The following is an 18,856-nucleotide window of genomic DNA, read 5'->3' as shown; positions in this document are numbered from 1 at the left end:
ACCTTACTCGAACTCTATAGTTGCCGGTGGCTTAGGCGTCACGTCAAACCCAATTGAACTCACTGAGTCGTTTTTAGCTAACTCCTCAGCCACCTTAATTAAAATATCCCTACCGAGCTTAGGTACATCAGCGGTCATGTAGTCTGATGTCGTGACGGCCCTAATGGTAACAAAGAATTTGCCTCCCTTAACCCCTCCATTGCTTACCTCATATATGACGTGTGTTATATCCGTACCGTAGGTTAACCTGGGGTACAGGTTGAAGACGACACCCCACCTATTTAACTCACCACTAACAACGGCGATGCGGCCATATTCCCTTGAATCACCCTTAACCCCAGTACCCTTAACCTTAAAGGTCTCCACGGTTAAGCCGCGTCCAAGGTCCTTAACCCTCCTACTCAACTCCTCATCGTAAACCCTCTCATCCTCCCAGGCCGCGGCGAACCATTGGCTTAAACCAAGGTTGGCAAGACCATTCTCAACAATTTTAGTTGACCATTTAACAACATTAAGCTTCTCCATTGTTAACAAGCCCACTGCCCTTATGCTTAAACCTGGGCCTGGAAATGGCTGCCTATCAACTATGCTAACCGGCACACCGAGGAACCTGGCTAAGGCCCTAACCTGGTCCTTATAAAGCTCCCTGAGGGGTTCAAGTAGCTTAAAGCCGTAAACCCTATCCGTTTCAATACCTATCTGCGCTAACACGTTGTGCTGGGTTTTTATTCCACCAACAGTCTCTATCCAATCTGGGGCTATGGTTCCTTGAACAAGCCAATCACAGCCATTATCCCTAACTAACTTAGATAAGGCGCTGTAGAAAGTATCCCTAAACCTCACCCTCTTCTCCTCAGCATCTGATAAACCCATCATTGCTCTGTAGAACTCCTCCCTAACGTCAATTAGCCTTATGGGCAGTAATCCCCTTAAACTTTCAATAACCTCAACGGGTTCATTAATCCTCATGAAGCCTGTGTCGAATAAAACAGGTATTAGCTTATCATTAATCGCAAGCCTGGTTATCACAGCGCTGGTGGTGCTGTCCACGCCACCACTAACGGCGGCCACAGCGCACCTTATCTCCAGCCCCCTAATCTCGTTAATGATTGCCTTGGTGAATTCCTCGGGAGTGAACATGAGTCTATCTTGCAGGTTTTTATTTAAACTTTACGTTGACTTAGAGGTGAATATTTTAACTTTTTGCATTAAATAATCTCATAAATAATGCTGGAATTAACGACACAGTTCAACGAAGTTCCTCAATATGACGTCACCAAATTGAGTATGCTTAACCTCAGGGTGAAACTGAACGCCATACCTCCTAATCCTCTCATTAGCCATCGCCTGAACCCTAACGGTACCACTGTGGGCTAGTACAGTGAATCCCGCCGGCTCTCTCTCCACACTCACATTGTGGCTTTCCCACGCTGTGAACTCTTTATCAACACCCCTAAGTATAGTATCCTCATCATCAATGGTTACCCTAACACCACCAAATTCTGGCCTGTTACTAGTCAACACTCCTCCATACTCATACGCCATCAATTGATGGCCAAGGCATATGCCTAATACCGGCCCTGGGAACTCAAGCACATACCTCGGTGCATTACCTAGCCTTGGTAAATCACCAGGTATATTCCATGAACCACCGCTTATTATTAGACAGTCTAGTTCCCTTGTAATAACGTTTAGTGGCTCAATGCTGTTAATTAGCCTAGCCGTGAAGCCCATGTCCTCGAGTCTACGTTTAATCAGATGATTATACTGTCCACCGAAGTTGACTACACCTATAATCGCCATATACCATATATGATTAGACGATTTATTATTTAAGCTTAACGCACCAGGGCGGTTAACTGCTGAGTTGGGCGCCCCGTAACCATTGATAGTACCTGGTCCGGCTTATTGTAGAATAGTTCAACTATCTTAGCTACCCTATCCAACTCCCTAATATTGTTATCAACCATCCACCTGACTATGGCAGCCCTAGTCTTAATGTCATCAATGACGTCGCTCGGCTTGACCCCCCTCTCCTCTGCAATATCCTTAACCAAGACGCTTCTCTCCAGGTAAGCCTCATGCTTATCCACTGTGGGGTTCCATTTAAACACGGTTACGAATTCAACATCACCATTGTTAAGCACAGGTTCACTAACCTCAATGACCCTCCTCGCAACCCTCTCACGGCCATCCTTCATAATCCTAACCCTCCTAATCATGATGAAGATGTTCATTGATGGTATGTAGGCTAAGGGTATGTTCATGGGTGGGCTTAGCAGCCTATTCTTAGCTGCCTCAAAGCTCTCGGCATGCATGGTAGATATACCCCCATGGCCTGTTGCAACTGCTTGGAAGAGGACATAAGCCTCCTCACCCCTAACCTCACCGACTATTAGGTAATCTGGCCTCATCCTTAGCGTCGCCTTAACCAGGTCGAACATTGTTATCTCAGCTGTTTTCTGCGGCCCAAAGGATAACCTGGGCACCAGCCTAATCCAGTTTTGATGCGGTAGCTTAACCTCCGGAACCTCCTCAACGGTTATGATCTTCATGTTCGGCCTGATGAACGTAGCCATGGCGTTTAGGAAGGTCGTCTTCCCCGCACCAGTAACCCCTAGAACCATGAACGACTTGTGGTAGTCCATCATCGTCCAGAAGTAGCCCGCTATCTCAGGGCTGATCATACCATTGATGACCAGTTCGGTGAAGGTGAATGGATTCGACCTAAACTTCCTTATGGTGAAGGTTGATCCACCTGGCGAAACTTCACGCCTATAGGTTACCGCTATCCTTGACCCATCCGGCAATTGGGCATCCACGATGGGTGTTGCCACGGATACATGCCTATCTGCCATGTGTATCATTTTAACGACCAAGTCATCTATAGCCTCATCGCTAAGCGGTATGATGTTCGTGGGTATGCTCTCATACTCCTTGTGGTAAACGTAGATAGGTTTCCCAACGCCATCAGCCGAAATATCCTCAATGTTCTCATCCCTCATTAATGGGTCAATTGGGCCAAAGCCCAGTAGGTCACGCTCAAGGTAATAGGCCAGTGTGGACTGCTCGCTGGGTGATAACCTAAGGTACCTCCTGTACCTACGCACCACCTCCCTAACCTTATTGGCTAAGAACTGCCTAACCATGCCTGTGTTCGTTATGTTTTCAGGTGGGGGCAATTCATCCATTACGAATCTCAGCAATTCACCGTAAATCCTCCTTTCGCTGGGTGTTAGGGAGATCTCATCGACGTAGTACATTATTGAACCCGTCTCCGTGTTCTCCATTATGTTAGCGTATGCATAGGGTTCATTCAACGGGTACCTCTCAATCAACCTATACTGTCCCTTAACGTCAATTATCCTCTCGAAACCAAGGCTAACGCTAGACATATTACACTAATGTATAGAGCTAGAGTATTAATACTTTACTGTCCTACTTAGAGGACACTAAGAATACATGAGGCATCTCCCGAACTAAACCAGTGAACCACTAATCATGTAGAGGGTTTCGCCTAAGGGATCGAGATCACGCAAAATGCATACTGCTGAAATAACTTAATTAACTGAGGGGTGGTTAGGTTATTAGAACTTGAATGAGCAGGGAGGGTGTTAAGGTTAGGGTACTTGCATTATTGACAACGGCGGTGTCGCTACTGGCCAATTTAACATTCTCCCTACTCGTAACCAGGAAGCTTGAGACCTCCTCGCTGGGGGTCCTTAATATAGTCAATGGCGCCGTGATAACGGGCTTGATAATACAAACCATAGTGTCCTTCATGGCCTCCAGGGTTACTGCTAGGGATGGTAAGCCAAGCATCCACATGCTAACTCTATACCTATTATCAGGCCTATTGGGGTCCCTTATAGCGTTACTCTACGTTACTGGGGTTTCGTGGAGGTTTAGGCAAATTTACCTTGAGGTGGCTTACCTAACAGTGGCCTCAACCTTCGCCAGTTACCTGCAGGGTTACGTAAGCAGCATCCTCACGGTTATTGATAGGGTTAGGCTTCAGTGGATGGGTCTTGTGACAGCGGTTGTTAAGTTAGTATCCATAGTTTACATAATGTACAGTGGGTGGAGCTTGTTCTCAGTCCTAGTCTCATCAGTGGCTATAACCCTCTCTGCAGCCGCCTACGGCCTCACGTTCATCATAGGTAAACTAAGCAACATAGGCACGCTGGGTAAGTACCTTAGGGAGACCTTGGCGGCTTCATGGGTGCCGTTGATTGGGTATGGTGCGGGTAACCTAAGGAGTATGGACTCCATAATAATAGGTTACGTTGGTGGAGTATTTGATAACGCCATGTGGCAGGTTCTAACAGTTCAAGGTAAGGCGTTGGGTTTAGCCTCAGGTATTATCAACGTAACCTATGGTGAATTGTTAAGCGGTAAGGAACTTGAGAGGAGGTTTTACGTAGACTTCCTGATTCTAACGAACGTAACCATAATGCTCTCCCTATTCATAATACTCTACGAACCGTACATCGTCTACTTCCTTAGGCCACAGGATTACTCATTTATACAGTACCTGAGGGTACCAGTGATCCTACTGGCGGTGTCAACGCTGATCTCAATTATTAACCAGTATTATTCATGGGTTATGCAGGGTGTGGATAGGGTTGACTTCAACGGTGAGGTGACGTTTAGGACGTACGTGGGTAGCCTGGTCTTCCATGCCCACTTCGCCGAGTTCATACTAACGGTAGTGTATGTGGCGTCAATATACCCACTGATAGAGTTATCCAGCGCCATCAAGTTACCATCCCCAGTAATCACTGGTGTATTACTAGCCTCAATATTATCCACAGTGGTCAGCCTAATATACAGGTTTACGCGCTTGAGGACTAGGCACCCATTAAACATTAGGGCCAGGTTAATTATTACTGACGTGGCGGCGCCGGCCATAGCTGCATCCGTGTTAACCTACGTTGAATCCGCACTAATGTTATCAGCATACCCACCCGTCAGAGGAGCTATTGCCGAGTTAATTAGAGTTACCGCCGGGGCAGTGTTAACATCAGTAACGTACCTAGCAGTGGCTTTGATCTGCTCCAGCAACTTGAGGTCATTATTAGTTACGTTAATTAGGTATATTTCAGGCGCTAATTCGAGGGCTATGACCTCTCCCCACCCTTAGGGGTGGGGGGTCACCGGTGTGCCCGTGGAGCCACACACCCAGCATGGAGGCGAGGAGGGGCAAAAGCGAAAAACCCACCCCTCTAGGACAGGGCAGTTGATACACAGCGCGCCAGGGGTATGGTTGTTTTGGGGGAAAGGTTTTTAAGAGGTTTAAAAAACATTTATAAGATTAAAATGCCGAAGGAGCCAGTGTACAGGATAGAGAACATAGTGGCGACCGTAAACCTAGGGGTTGACCTAGACCTTGAGAAGCTTGCCGAAGTTTTACCCGCTGCCGAGTATAACCCTGATCAATTCCCAGGTTTAATATTAAGGTTCCAGAGACCTAAGATTTCAGCATTAATATTTAGGACTGGTAAGATGGTTTGTACGGGTGCTAAGAGCGAGGAGGAGTTGAAGAGGGCGGTTAAATACCTCGTTAAGACCCTTAACCAGCGTGGGGCCCAGATTCAGAATGACCCTGAGATACAGGTCCAAAATATAGTTGCCTCAGGTAACCTACACGCCGATGTAAATATTGAGAAGGCGGCGTTACTGCTGGAGAACTCCATGTACGAGCCTGAGCAGTTCCCAGGCTTAATATACAGGATGAGTGACCCTAAGGTGGTTATCCTCGTGTTCAGTTCAGGCAAGATAGTGTGCACTGGGGCTAAGAAAGAGGCTGATGTGTCGGTGGCTGTGCATAAATTATACGACAAGTTAAAGGAAGTGGAGGCACTGTATGTTGTTGAGGAGGAGCAGCAGTATGAGGAGGCGTAGATGACGTGCATAAGGGGTAATGTATACGTTGCATTAAATTGGAGGAAGGCGCTCGGTAGCCTATTTAGCCATAACTTAATCTATGAAGTAGAGGACTCCGAGTTAGAGGAGGCTTACCCTGTAATTAAGGGTGGGAGAATAATGCTAAGGGCCAGTGGTAGGTTCATAGTGAATCAGTGGAGGTTAATAAATAATGTTATTCATAATGCTGAATGGGTCCTAATCAAGTCCATGGATCAGTCACCAAGTCTCCTTAAGGCTTTAAGCAACTCCCTGAGACCCGCCAATGTGTCGTATGTAGTTAGACCCAGCACATATTTAATTGCACACGACTACATTAACGGTGACCTCTACCTGGAGCCCACCAGGGATGAAGCCTCGTCGACGGTTCACGTGGTTTTAAGGGGCATTAAGTCGATAAATCTATACATACCCGAGCACGGCAACCTAGACGAATACTTAATATACAACATACCCATGGACAACGTGAGGAACGTGATATTCAGTAACGTTGAGCTTGTATCAAGGTTTATTGCTGTTAATGCTGTGTTTTGCCGTGGTGGTAAGGTTAACTGCGAGTGTTCAGACCCAGTGGACTGTGCCTTAAACTGCCCAAGCATGGACTTATCAATCTACACCCCGATTAGGTAAGTTACCTCGCACGTTGATTCACCGATCCTGGTTTTATGGGGTTAGGTTTATTTAGGACTAAATCCTCAGTCTAAATTATGTTAGCCACATCTAATAAAATAGCTGCAATAATTGATAAATCTAGGAGATTAATTTGGAGTATTCTTGGGCCAGGCTGGCTTGTTATGCTGGCTGATGTTGATGCACCAAGCATATTAACGGCAATGCAGAGTGGTTACTCCCTAGGCTACCTAATGGTACCATGGCTAATTCTACTAACCATACCGCTTTACCTAGTCCAAGAATTAACAATAAGGTTAGCCATCGGTAGTGGTAAGGGGTTAGGTGAGGTTATTAAGGATGTTTACGGTAAGTGGATTGCGTTAGCATCACTGGTGCTGATGATGGCAATAGATGGGGCTGCGTACATTGGTGAATACGCATCAATAGCAGCAGTGGGCAGGTTATTCGGCATACCAGTTGCCGTATCAATATTAGCCGTCCTAGTCTTCCACACAGTAGTCATAATGCTTGGTGGGTCATATAAGAGGGTTGAGAATATCCTTCTGGCCACATCAGCCTTCATACTGGTTTACCTGGCTGCATTCATCATAATAGGTATTAATCCCCATGCTCTATATCAATCGCTAACCCGGATTATTAACCCCAGGTTGTATGGTGATGAGGACTATGTACTACTTCTATCAGCCAACGTAGGTGCCGTAATAATGCCGTGGATGCTTTACTACCAGGGCTCAGCCATAGTGGACAAGGGCTTGAAACCACAGCACTACACCCATGAGAGATTTGAAACCGCCGTTGGCTCTGTGGTTAGTGAAGCTTTAATGGTTGCAGGGGTCGTGGTGGGCTTTGCACTCAGGATCAATAACGGTGACTTGTACGGCTTTCAATCGGCATTAATGTCAATAAAAATGATTATGGGAGCTGCCTGGCTATACGTAGCCTCAGTGGGTATGGTAGCCGCAGCCCTATTGGCAATATTCGTGATAAGCATGGGGTTCTCCTATGGGTTGAGCGAGTACCTGGGTTCAAAGGCCGGCTTTAGGTATAGGCTTAGGGATGCTAAGTTATTTTACGCTTTCTTCGCAGTTGAGGTTATTCCAGCAGCCCTAACAGTGCTCGTAACCCCAAACCTAGCCCAGGTAATACTCGACGTAATGGTGTTCAACTCCATAGCCTTAGCCATGCCGCTGGTGCTGCTTATAGACTTAACGAGACGTAGGGATGTTGTGGGTAGGTATGCGATAGGTGGGTTGAGGGCCGTTGTGCTTTACATTTTAACGGCCCTAATACTGGGCCTTGGGGCATACGCCATTATTGGCGCCCTTTAGCAGCATTCATTGTTAATCCTCCTAGCCTCCTCCATAATCCTCCTAATAACCTCCTTAACCCTAGCCTTAACCTCATCCTCACTACTGCCTGATGCAGAAACCTCGATCTCAAGGGTTGGTTTACTTATTTCTATGCCCCTTGGGTGGCTCTTAATGTAGACTGAACCAGCATTAGCCCTCATTAATTCGCTGACTATGGGCGCAAACGTGCTCTCCATGATGCCCCTTATGGTCACCGACTCCTCGTAGTAGTACCTACCTGGCACCCTTATCTGCGGGAGCACCTCGTCTAGGATGGCCTCCATTTCAGCTGGGACACCTGGGAGGGCTATAATCCTCTTACCACTGTATTCAAGGTAAACCCCCGGCGCTGTACCCACGGGGTTTGGTAATGGCCTTGCGCCTCTGGGCATGTAGGCCATTTTAACCCTCTCTCTAGTTAACTCAACGCCAAGCCTATCATACTTACCCTTAACCATGCTGTACGCCTCCTGGTTAAGTTCAAGCTCAAGATTAAGGGCCTTAGCCAACCCCTCAACGGTCTTATCATCAAAGGTTGGGCCGAGGCCGCCTGTGGATACCACAAGGTCAGCTCTGCTTATGCCATCCCTGAAGGCCCACACAATCTCATCTATATCATCGGGAACAACAACCATCCTAATAACGTCGTAGCCAGCGTAGGTCAACACCCTACCAATGTGGGCGGCGTTGGTGTTAATCGTCCTACCCTTAAGTATCTCGTTACCAACCGTGATTACGTAGGCTTTCATGGTCTAGAAGAGGCCTAAGAGGGTATTAAGGGTTTCTCAAGGCACTTCACATAGCCGTGAACACTCTTTAACGCTATAATGCCGCGAAACCCTTATTAACGCTGGCTTAATTGTTTTTGTTGATTCTAATGGAATAGTAGTTGAAGCGGAGGGCCTAGGCAAGACATACGATGGCGTTAAGTGGGCATTGAGGGATGTGGACTTAGATGTTGATCGAGGTAGGTTAGTTACGTTATTGGGGCCTAATGGCGCTGGTAAGACCACCCTGGTTAGGATATTGACCACTGAGCTTAAGCCAAGTAGGGGTAGGTTAACTATACTTGGTGAGGATGCCCTAAGGAACCCTGAGAGGGTTAGGCACAGGATAGCTTCAATACCCCAGGAGGCTAAGCCCATATACTTCGTGACGCCCTACGAACTCGTCTTCTCATACCTAGTCTTCAGGGGGTTCTCAATAGGTGACGCCAGGTTTGAGGCTAGGAGAGCGCTTGAGGAGCTTGGATTATGGGAAGTTAGGAATAGGGTAATGAATAACTTGTCTGGTGGGTACAAGCGAAGGGCACTGGTCGCCATGGTCCTGGCCAGTGGTGCCGAGTTGATATTCTTAGACGAACCAACGACTGGCCTCGACGTCTTCAGTAGGAGGAGTGTGTGGGATGCGTTGGCTAGGCTTAAGAGCGAGTCAACGGTGGTGCTGACCACGCATTACATTGAGGAGGCCGAGTTCCTAAGCGATGAAGTTGTGGTGATGGATAATGGATCCGTGGTAACCAGGGGGACCGTTGATGAACTTCTCAGTAAGGTTGAGGGTGAGTACGTCGTCGAGGCCTATGGCCTGGATAAACCGGTCTTTGAGGGCTACAGTTACGTCAAGTTGAACAACAGGTACCTCGTTTACGTTAATTCAAGTGAGGAGTCCTCGCTGGTGGCTAGGGAGTACGCTAAAATGGGTGGTAAGGCGCTTGTGAGGAGGAAGACCCTTGAGGATGTGGTTATTAGGCTTGTGGGTGGGTGGTCCAATGATGAGGCTTCAGGCGATTTGGACTCAGATTAAGCTGGTAGTTGTCTTTGCCTGGCTATATGGATGGCTGGCTGTGGTTAGGGAGCCGTTTTGGCTTGTCTCCTCCCTCCTAACCCCAATATCCATAGTGGTGATTATGACGGTATTCGGTGGATTACATTACATGTACTTTGGCCTACTCGGCGGCTTGGCAATGGCGGTTAGCTCAAGTGGCGGCTTCACGATAATTGGCGATGCAACTTACCTGAGGCTTGAATTGAAGTTCCAGTCAATGCTGCTGAACACCAGGCTTAACCCAGTATCATACACGCTCGGCCTGGCCCTATCCGAACTGACGTATGCCCTGCCGGGTTTAGCAGTGTTCATACTGCTTATACAGGCTATGCTACGTGAACCCGCATCAATTTACCTACTCGCTATATCGGTACTAGCCCTTGAGTGGATTGCCGCAAGCATGCTTGGCTTCACACTATCAACACTTCTGAATGATGTCAGGTATGGCTGGTCCCTGTCTGGGATACTGGGCTTCCTGCTGGGTACCTTACCTCCGGTATTCTACCCAGCTTACCTACTACCCACACCATACATAGCCCTAGTATCACCAGTCAGCATAGCATCCACAGTACTACAGTACCTAATGCTGAAGGTTAATTACCCATCTACATTAATTAGACTAGGTGTACTAATTCTACTGGCCGAGGCGCTGGTGTTTACGATGATCGCATTTCGTAAGTCAAGGTGGAGGAGCGTTAAGTAACATTACCTTAACCAACACTTAACAGTGGCTTCACTGTAACTTGGCGTAGAGGGCTATTAGGACTAGGGTTATTGATACATTTATGAAGAACATCATGTACAGCGTCATTATGTAGACTAGGCTAAGTGTAACCATGCTTAGGTAAACCAAGTAAAGGTTAACCAATAGGTCGATAACCAACACAACAAGCATTAGTCTTTGGGCCGTCGTAGGCTCCATGCCTATCATAACTTGAACAAGCTTAACCAGGAGAAATATTATGGCTAGTAGTAACGTCAGCATTGGTATTATAATGTATGGGAAGGCTAAGGCGTTGATGCCGTAGAGGTACATAATGGCGATGACCATTATTGTCTCAATCACCCTAACCACGGCTAGTAGTACACCTGGTTTAAGCATCAATGGTCATGCAAGTGACCCTTTTTAAACATGAAGTCTAGGCGCATCGTGAATTGGCTGATTGTAAGCTGATTGTAATTAGGGCTGTTAATCCGCCTCGAGCAGGGCATTTATGAAGTTAACCTTGCTGAACTTGCTTAGGTCGTCGTAACCCTGCCCAGTGCCCAGGAATATTATAGGCTTCTTAAGTTCGTAAAGCAAGGTCAATATGACGCCGCCCTTGGCGTATGCATCAACCTTAGTGACTATGATGAAGTCAATCGGGATGTACCTGCTGTATGTCCTGGCCACCTCAACGGCGTCGTTACCCATCAAGGCATCCACTATTAGTATTGACGCATCGGGCGACGAAACCCTGTGAACCTTCCTCAACTCCTCCATTAGGTTCCTATCCGTGTGCATCCTACCTGCCGTATCAACCATGACAACGTCTATACCCCTAGCCTTAGCATGCTCAATTGCATCATAGGCCACTGAGGCTGGGTCAGACCCGTAGGGGTGCTTAATGACCCTAACCCCAAGCCTAGCCGCATGCCCCTCCAACTGCTCCACAGCCCCAGCCCTATAGGTATCCGCAGCAGCCCAAACAACCCTCATACCCCTCTTGAGGAGTAGGTTCGTTAACTTTGCTATGGTAGTTGTCTTACCGTACCCATTGGGACCCAGGAAGAGGAGCACTATGGGCCTCTTACTAACCTTACCTATGAAGTCCATGAAGTCAACGTCAGGTATGTTGGATAGTAGGTTCATTAACGAATCCCTTATGAGAACCTTAACGTGGCTTCCCACGTCCCCGAACCTAGGCACCTTAACCCCAATTAACCTACCCCTCAACTCGTTGATAAGGGCCTCAGTGGTGTCAAGGGCTACATCGTACTCAATTAACTGGTTCTCGAATTCACTGAGTATTTCCTCCACGTCAGACTCATTAAGTTCCCTTTGGGTTACGGCATCCTCAATTGCCTTGGCTAAGCTTGAGAAGGCTGACTTAAGCTTATTGAACATGGCTATGGACCAGCCTTAGGCCCTACTGTACCCTGCCGGCGGGCAAGTGAAGCGTATATGGCCGTTAACAGGTCCCTTAACTCATTACTGCTCCTAATGGCCTGAGCAAGCTGCTCCTCAAGTCTCTCCCTGGTTGCGTTAAGTTCATTAAGCCTATTATTTATCAACTCAATGGCCTGCTGTATGGGCATCTCCGCTACGTAATCCTCCCCAATATCCACAAGTACCCTGGTGTTGTCCTTAGCGTCAGCCTTAATATACACGCCGCTGCCTATCGTGACGTAGGAGTCACTCACAGCCCCCTTGCCCAATTGCTCAAGAACTGCCTTGGCATTGTTAAGCTCATTAATAGTCATGTTAACCACGGTTAAGTTCTGCGACAATGTGTTAACCAGACTCACCAATTCATTATACCTCTCAGCCAACTCCTCAAGTTGATCCTGGGTTATCACTAACCTGCCCCCCTGGCTCATGATCACCACACCACTAGCCTATCCATACTCAGCAGTTGCCTAATGTACCTATCCTTAACTTCATCAGGCTTAACCTCGGCAACGGACTCAATCTTAATCAAACCCCTCGGCACCTTATGATTCCCACCAATCCTACTGTAAACCTTCTCCCTAGCCTCAGCCTCACTGATGGCAGTAACCTCAATTCTAAATTTCCTCCAGGTGTTGGTGCTGTCCTTAAATCGTCCTGAGACCGCGTAAACCTTAACCGTAGCCATAATCAACTCAGCATCAATACCGGACTTTTATAAGTTTTCCAGCTCAATCCACCTCCCCTAAGGGGACTTAGACTCAAACCTAGCATTAAGCAGCTTAGCTGCTGACCGATAGGTTACCTTAGGTAAAAGGATCTGAATGAGGCATAATCGTTTTTAAGGAGGGGCCCCTATCACTTCTGTGGAGGATGTTAAGTATAAGGCTAGGTTCGTGTACGCTGAGGACTACGGCACGGGTTACTTCAAATACGGCCCAATAACCCTGGGTGAGGTACCTAGGATAATGCCAAGCAGGGGTCTCCTACTGAGGGATCTGCCCGAGAGCATGAAGCTGCTGGTGCCTAGGGACGTGTTAAGTAGAGGTGTTGTGGTGGGTGACGAGGTTTCGAAGTACCTCAGCTCACTTAGGGACGCAATAAGGAACCTGAAGTACCCACTGCACGACGGCATAGTTAGGAGGGAGGATGAGGATGCCTGGAGGGTTGTCAAGGAGATGACCAGGTTCACGTTATCCCAATTCCACACGGAGGCCTCAAGGCAGGGTGACTATAAGGGGTTCCTAGTGGTGGCGGCCCTATCAGCCCTGGCGCCAGACTACATGAAGGAGAGGTTCATCGAGGTGCACAGTGAGGTTAATAGGGAACTTGGGGGTGGGGCCGTGAGGGCCGTCACGATAATTGACCAACCCTTCGCGGTGGCCATAGCCGAGAAGGCCGTCACGTGCATAGTCATCGAAGCTGGCCACGGCAATACCCAGGTGGTCCCCATAAGCTACGGCCCAATTAGGGATGGAATAGTGGCCCTGAATAGGGGTGGGGCTGAGGCCAACGCCATAACAAGGGAGATTCTTAAGGACGCCGGCTACAGTGACCTAGCTAAGGATGATTACGTGGTTGAGGTTGTTAAAAGGGAGATTGGCCTAATACCCAGGGACCTTGATGAGGCCATTAAGAAGGCTAAGGAGGAGCCCAGCAAATTCGCGGCCTCGGTTAAGGTCAACCCACTCGTCACCATTGAGCTTAAGGAGTACTCGTGGATGAGGTTCCTGATAGGTGAAATACTCTTCAACCCAACCCACGAAATATTCAGGAGCTACACTCAGCAGGGTAGGTTAAGTATAGAGGACGTTACGGTTGGTGACATGGTGTTCCACGGGGAGATGAGCCTATCAGACGCCATAATAAACAGCGTCAGGAGGACGCCAGTTGAGATTCAGGATAAGGTCCTTGAGAACGTGATACTCAGTGGTGGTTCATTCAACTGGAAGACACCACCTGAGGGGCTTAGGGATGTTGCAGTTACAAGTCCCGAGAAGGTTAAAATAATGATTAGTAAAATATCACCAGAACTAGCCGAGAGGGTTAACGTTAAGTTGGTTAACGACCCACAGTTCAGCGTCTGGAAGGGTGCGATAGTGTACGGTTACGCATTACCGCTGAGCGTCAAGTGGAATGAGAGAACAAAGGAAGGGTGGTACTTCCTTTAACCGTCTAGGCACGGTAATTAATCATAATAAGCTAGTCCACCAGGTTAATAACCAAGCCTTCAACCTAGCCTACACTATAAATCCTCTCCCATACCTCTACTTTTCAGGACGCTCAACTACACACGGCATAAAGTTGCATCACTAATACCAAGGTACCCAAGAAAGCTGACTCCCTAAATGATGATCAAATATTTAACTTATAGCACATGGACAAGTATTATGTAGATAACTGAGTTATTACTTTTTAAATATTACTACTCTTTGAATAAAACTTAAAAACCCTAAGCGATTAATGGTACTATGTCTGGTAGTAAAATACTCTACCTGCTACTCACCACGGCCATGGTAGTAGTCTCAGTGGCTATGTTAAGCATTAACGTTGCCAATGCCCAACAATCATACCCAACATACACCCTTGAGGTCACTGCACCCTGGTACTACTACCTGGTCACCCCCTGGCCGGCTCCATGGTGGAATCCGTGGGCTCCAGGTAACCTACTGTACCCAGCTGGTACATGGTCCCCATTAGCCGCCTTTAACCCAACCACCAACGAGTTCCTGCCTATACTGGCCAAGTCCTGGGAGGTGATTCCGCAGAATAGGACGATTATAGTTTACCTTAGGCATAACCTCTACTGGTTCAATGGCTCAGCGGTGATACCGTTCACCGCATGGGATGTGTATGCCCAGTTCTACATAAGCGCCAAGGCCTTCAGCGGCTGGGCTCCCTGGATCAGCCCCCAGAACGCCGACAAGGACATCATAGTCCTCAACAACTACACCATAGAGTTCCACCTTGACTACTGGTCACCAACGGAGTGGATATGGATGTTGATAACCTGGATTGAGACCCCATGGCCAGTTTGGAGGCCCATTGTTGAGAAGCTTCAGACCATGAACGCCAGTGAGGCCTTGGCGTACAGCAAAAACATCACAGAGTTCGTCGCGCCTTACTGGGGCCTTGCCCCATACTACGTTACGAGCGTTACCTCAAACTACATAACTGTTAAGCTTGAGCCGGAGTACTTTGATGGTAAGCCGCTCCTGGCCTCATGGAATGATGTGTATCCGTACCACACCTGGCAGTACTACCCTGAACTGGAGAATTTCATAACCTTCTCAAGCTACTCGCAATTAGCAGGCCTAATGATAGCACATAAGGACTTCTACGTGTTCGGTTGGGCTGCACCATACTCAATACTCCAGACCGTGAACAAGACCGGCCTATACGGCTTCGTTATAATGCCTGACATATCAGCCATTGGCCCCTCTCTCCCACTCTACTACCCGTGGAATATTCCTCAGGTTAGGCAGGCCATCGCATACGTCATAAACAGAACCGCTGTAATATTAACATGGGGCCCAGTGGGGGTGGTTTACCTACCCTACTGGATCCTAGCCCCAATGCCAGCTCCTAATGTTGCCCCTGGTTTGTACTTAACCTTCCCTGAGAGTATTAGGAGCATTGTGATTAATTATACTGTTAATTGGACCTATGCAGCCCAACTGCTTGAGTCAGCTGGCTTATATTATAAGAATGGGCAGTGGTATCTGCCTAATGGGACGCCACTAACGTTAACACTATACACAGATGGGCGTCTCGACTGGTTAACCATGAGCTCTGAGATCGCCGCTGAGCTATCTAAATTCGGTATACCAACTAAGATAGTTCAAATAGAAACGGCCACATACTACACTGAGGAGTCATCATGCCAGCTACCGGACTCCGTGGACTTCGTCTTCGCTGGTGGTAATAAGGGTGGTGTGGATACGCTTTGGATATACTACACGATAGCCCAGTGGACTGCCTACACACTATTCACTGGGGCGTGGTGTGCGCCAGGTACTACTGTGCCTTTTGCATTCCCGAACGTTGTTGATAATCACATTACTGGTTGGTATTGCCAGCCGGTTACGACTAATCTACCCATACCTAACAATACCATAGTCTGGTGCGTGAACTCAACATTCGGCTACATAAACCTAACAAACTGGGAGAACGCAATAACAGCCGCTACCCCAGGTACTGACACGTATTACAATTTAATTAAGGTGTTTTACTCATGGTTCGAATTCTGGGTACCTGCAATACAAATCGGTGAGGCGCAGATAGGCACCGCCGTGTATCCTAAGGATGCCGTTGACCCATCATGGGCGTTAACCTGCATGCCTGTGTCAAACCCCAAGTACACAATGGCAGCGTACTCCACGGAGTACGAATTCGGCATCGGCTGGGGTGGCATAAAGGATGCCTACAGCTTACTTTCATACATGGGTGCCTTCGCTCCTCCAGGTCAGATACCACCATTAGCCCAAGCGATTATTAATGGTAGTCTTTGGACTAAGACGCCTCAATTCGCAGCTTTCATTGGTTTGCCAACGCCGGATCCTGAGTTGCAGGCTTGTGTGGCTTCATACTTCCACACAACGTACACGCCAGTAACAACATCAACAATCACCACGTCCACGACAACGACAACCACTACCACGACGACTACTGCTGTTAGCACTGTTACATCAACGGCGACTGTAACAAGCACAGTAACCACCACTGCAGTATCAACAACCACAACAGCAACAACAGTAACCGTAACAAAGCCAATAATAAGCACAGCCTTAATAGCAGGAATAGTGGTTATTGTGATTGTTGTTGCGGCGGTGGCTGCTTTGATAGCATTAAGAAGAAGGTGAACATAGGTTAAACCCAACACTCAAAATCAAAATTTCCCTCATCTCTTCTCCTTCTTCCCTTCTAACCTGGCAGGGGAGGTTGAATGGCTTGGTGTCTTGAAATGGGTATTTTCTTTTCTTCAAGGCTTTGCTGCAATAATCGAGTATGATGCTTAGTTTTAAGGTTGATTCCATAACGTTATTCGAGCGTTATTCAATTACTACTGGTTCTACGCCCCTCCTCCTTAATGCGTACTCCACCTCCCTGACGTAGTCTCCGTAGGCCATTACCCAGTGGAATCCCCTTAACTCCCTGGTTAGCCTCCTCCAGTCACCCTCAATTTGAAGTTCAACCTGTGTCCTGCATGCTGGGTATGTTGGTGTGTCCACTATCTTACCTCTGAAAATTACCCACACCCTGCCGTTGAAGGCTGGGTTAACCACCGTGACTAACTGGCCTTTCCTCATTAAAACCCTTATAGCAGCGCCCTCATCGGACTCGTAGTGCGTCACAACCTCAGCTGGCTCGGGCTCAACACCACTCATCCTCCTTGGTGCTGTGCAGTGCGCCATTAGGACTACGCCGTTGTGTGGGTATGTTGGGTTACCGAAGAATACTGGCTTACTTGTTATTAGCCTTAGCAGTAGGTATGCTGGGATTGCGACGAAGTCACCCTCACAAATACCAGCATAACCCTCATCATTAAGCACACTGTAGCTTAGGCATGGTGGAGTCTTAGCTATCTTAATAATCGTGTTCATGCAGCCTGGTGACGTGACCACATCGGCATTATACCTCCTCATAATCCTCAGTAAAGCCTCCCTAAGTATGAAGGCCCTCTCAACGTTAACAATAGGTACCTTAACCGTTAAGCCACTTGAGGATAGGTAATGACCCATAGACCTCTTAACGGACTCCATGGCCTCACCACTCGCCTCAACAGCCTTAACCTCACCCTCAAGCTCACTGTAGGGCACAGTCACTATGTCTAAACCCCACACCTCCCTAGCCAATTCAGCAGCCCTAGCCCCAACCTCCCAACCACCAACACCACCAATACTCACAACCCTCAAACCACTCATATTCCTGAGGGCGTAGAGGGCCCTAAGCCTAACAGCCAACTCACCGTAGTCATCAACAACAACGTCATCGTAACCCAACCAGGGTTGGGCAGGCTCATCACTAACATTCATCCTTATGAAGCGTGCGTGTATGATCTCATGCCAAAGGTAGTAATGACCACTCCTATGCCTAAGGAAGACGAGTGTAGGCCTCCTTGAGGCCAAGGCCCTAATGTGCTCAACCCAACCACCGGCTGCGTAAAGCAGTACAACGTCACTTGAATCCACCTCACCCAAGACACCCTCAATATCACTTAAACTACTAACTGCTGAAACACCCCTAAACTCAACAGGGACACCCACGGAGGATTTGAGTGAGGCCAATTCACCGTTAATCCTAGAAACCTCACCATCAACATCAAGCCCATCACCCCAATTCCTCCAACTACTCAACCCAACCCTAACATACCTGGAGTACAGTAGCACAGGCTTAACAACAAGGGGCGAAACACGCATAACACCAAACCCCCAAAGCCCTAATAAGCATCACCCTCTTCCATGGCTTCAATATTAACCTCTAATTGGCAGTTGGCCTTTAATGCAACTGGCTTAGTGAATCCAGGCGCCTAGGCAACATTAATGCTCAACACTCCGAGGATCAATGGGCTTCAGATGTCCTTGAATGCAACCCAGCAGTGTTGAGACTTGAGTGTTATTATGGTTTTGTGCTGTGATTCGATGTATCGAGTGTTATTGCCAAATTACCGTAAGTAGTAGCCGTAGCTAATGCTTAAAAATGCTTAAGGGGCCTTGAGTTATGGTTCGCCTGCCTGTTGTTTTCCTGGAGCCTCCGCTTGGTGCTGTTGGCTTCCCGGGTGGGCCCAGTTTCAAGTATCTTCAGGGTAATGTGCCTAAGGATGTTGAATCCATGTTTGAGGCCTCCTTTAAGTGGTTTGAGGGTTTTGAGTCTAGGGTTTTGGGGAGGCTTAAGGCTCTTTACCCGGACGCGGAGTTCACCCCATACTACGCTAGGAGTATTGATGACTTGGAGGACTTTCTAGCCAAGGAGGGTG

At 47.8% G+C, this 18,856-nt stretch carries 18 protein-coding genes; 9 read left to right on the top strand and 9 right to left on the bottom strand.

Features of this window, described 5'->3' with window-relative positions:
- Positions 1-3: 3 nt before the first annotated feature.
- The 3 genes from AAX04_RS07115 to AAX04_RS07105 form a co-directional block, all read right to left on the bottom strand.
- Complete coding sequence (locus AAX04_RS07115) at positions 4-1,140, bottom strand: GMP synthase (RefSeq protein ID WP_066796147.1); 1,137 nt, start codon at positions 1,138-1,140, stop codon at positions 4-6.
- Between the two features lie 96 nt (positions 1,141-1,236).
- A complete protein-coding gene (locus AAX04_RS07110) occupies positions 1,237-1,803 on the bottom strand; it encodes a GMP synthase subunit A (protein WP_066796144.1) in 567 nt (188 codons plus the stop codon).
- Between the two features lie 35 nt (positions 1,804-1,838).
- Entirely contained in the window at positions 1,839-3,395 is a 1,557-nt protein-coding gene (locus AAX04_RS07105) for a type II/IV secretion system ATPase subunit (protein ID WP_066796142.1), read from the bottom strand.
- A 203-nt stretch (positions 3,396-3,598) separates the two neighbouring features.
- Between AAX04_RS07105 and AAX04_RS07100 the strand changes: the two genes are divergently transcribed.
- The 4 genes from AAX04_RS07100 to AAX04_RS07085 all read left to right on the top strand — a co-directional run bounded on the left by AAX04_RS07100 (position 3,599) and on the right by AAX04_RS07085 (position 7,886).
- On the top strand, positions 3,599-5,143 hold the full coding sequence (locus AAX04_RS07100; protein WP_066796140.1) for a hypothetical protein: 1,545 nt from the start codon (positions 3,599-3,601) through the stop codon (positions 5,141-5,143).
- Between the two features lie 176 nt (positions 5,144-5,319).
- Entirely contained in the window at positions 5,320-5,904 is a 585-nt protein-coding gene (locus AAX04_RS07095) for a TATA-box-binding protein (protein WP_066796138.1), read from the top strand.
- Positions 5,905-6,555, top strand: coding sequence for a hypothetical protein (locus tag AAX04_RS07090; RefSeq protein ID WP_066796136.1), 651 nt, complete (start codon positions 5,905-5,907; stop codon positions 6,553-6,555).
- Positions 6,556-6,632: 77 nt separating this feature from the next.
- Positions 6,633-7,886, top strand: a complete 1,254-nt coding sequence (locus tag AAX04_RS07085) for an NRAMP family divalent metal transporter (protein WP_066796133.1) — start codon at positions 6,633-6,635, stop codon at positions 7,884-7,886.
- Here the strand turns inward: AAX04_RS07085 and AAX04_RS07080 are convergent.
- On the bottom strand, positions 7,883-8,656 hold the full coding sequence (locus tag AAX04_RS07080; RefSeq protein WP_066796130.1) for a nicotinamide mononucleotide deamidase-related protein: 774 nt from the start codon (positions 8,654-8,656) through the stop codon (positions 7,883-7,885). The genes AAX04_RS07085 and AAX04_RS07080 overlap by 4 nt on opposite strands.
- Positions 8,657-8,852: 196 nt before the next feature.
- Here AAX04_RS07080 and AAX04_RS07075 point away from each other — a divergent pair, with 196 nt between their 5' ends.
- Together AAX04_RS07075 and AAX04_RS07070 are read left to right on the top strand one after the other, a co-directional pair.
- Positions 8,853-9,710 carry an ABC transporter ATP-binding protein gene (locus AAX04_RS07075; protein WP_369818415.1) on the top strand — a complete coding sequence of 286 codons (858 nt, stop codon included), beginning with the start codon at positions 8,853-8,855 and terminating at the stop codon, positions 9,708-9,710.
- Positions 9,676-10,434 (top strand): ABC transporter permease, encoded by a 759-nt coding sequence (locus AAX04_RS07070; protein WP_156519742.1) that lies wholly within the window; start codon positions 9,676-9,678, stop codon positions 10,432-10,434. The genes AAX04_RS07075 and AAX04_RS07070 overlap by 35 nt, the downstream gene beginning before the upstream one ends.
- A gap of 30 nt (positions 10,435-10,464) precedes the next feature.
- Here the strand turns inward: AAX04_RS07070 and AAX04_RS07065 are convergent, their stop codons facing one another.
- The 4 genes from AAX04_RS07065 to rpl18a all read right to left on the bottom strand — a co-directional run bounded on the left by AAX04_RS07065 (position 10,465) and on the right by rpl18a (position 12,568).
- A complete protein-coding gene (locus AAX04_RS07065; protein ID WP_066796126.1) occupies positions 10,465-10,833 on the bottom strand; it encodes a hypothetical protein in 369 nt (122 codons plus the stop codon).
- An 87-nt stretch (positions 10,834-10,920) separates the two neighbouring features.
- The gene (ftsY, locus tag AAX04_RS07060) at positions 10,921-11,838 is read right to left on the bottom strand and encodes a signal recognition particle-docking protein FtsY (RefSeq protein ID WP_066796124.1); all 918 of its coding nucleotides are present in this window, start codon (positions 11,836-11,838) and stop codon (positions 10,921-10,923) included.
- A gap of 2 nt (positions 11,839-11,840) precedes the next feature.
- The gene (gene pfdA, locus AAX04_RS07055; protein ID WP_156519741.1) at positions 11,841-12,311 is read right to left on the bottom strand and encodes a prefoldin subunit alpha; all 471 of its coding nucleotides are present in this window, start codon (positions 12,309-12,311) and stop codon (positions 11,841-11,843) included.
- Positions 12,312-12,313: 2 nt separating this feature from the next.
- Positions 12,314-12,568: a 50S ribosomal protein L18Ae gene (gene rpl18a / locus AAX04_RS07050; protein WP_066796119.1), complete on the bottom strand. Its 255-nt coding sequence runs from the start codon at positions 12,566-12,568 to the stop codon at positions 12,314-12,316.
- A 178-nt stretch (positions 12,569-12,746) separates the two neighbouring features.
- Here rpl18a and AAX04_RS07045 point away from each other — a divergent pair, with 178 nt between their 5' ends.
- Positions 12,747-14,051: a heat-shock protein Hsp70 gene (locus AAX04_RS07045; protein WP_066796117.1), complete on the top strand. Its 1,305-nt coding sequence runs from the start codon at positions 12,747-12,749 to the stop codon at positions 14,049-14,051.
- A gap of 300 nt (positions 14,052-14,351) precedes the next feature.
- Positions 14,352-16,742, top strand: a complete 2,391-nt coding sequence (locus AAX04_RS07040; protein WP_066796105.1) for an ABC transporter substrate-binding protein — start codon at positions 14,352-14,354, stop codon at positions 16,740-16,742.
- Positions 16,743-16,931: 189 nt separating this feature from the next.
- On the opposite strand, the gene AAX04_RS07035 is transcribed toward AAX04_RS07040, so the two are convergent.
- Positions 16,932-18,299 (bottom strand): hypothetical protein, encoded by a 1,368-nt coding sequence (locus AAX04_RS07035; protein ID WP_066796103.1) that lies wholly within the window; start codon positions 18,297-18,299, stop codon positions 16,932-16,934.
- A 301-nt stretch (positions 18,300-18,600) separates the two neighbouring features.
- Between AAX04_RS07035 and AAX04_RS07030 the strand changes: the two genes are divergently transcribed.
- On the top strand, positions 18,601-18,856 hold a 256-nt coding region (locus tag AAX04_RS07030), incomplete at its 3' end, for a hypothetical protein (RefSeq protein WP_156519740.1).

This window comes from Caldivirga sp. MU80 (assembly GCF_001663375.1).
Lineage (GTDB): Archaea > Thermoproteota > Thermoprotei > Thermoproteales > Thermocladiaceae > Caldivirga.
This window is presented reverse-complemented; position numbering and strand designations above follow the sequence as displayed.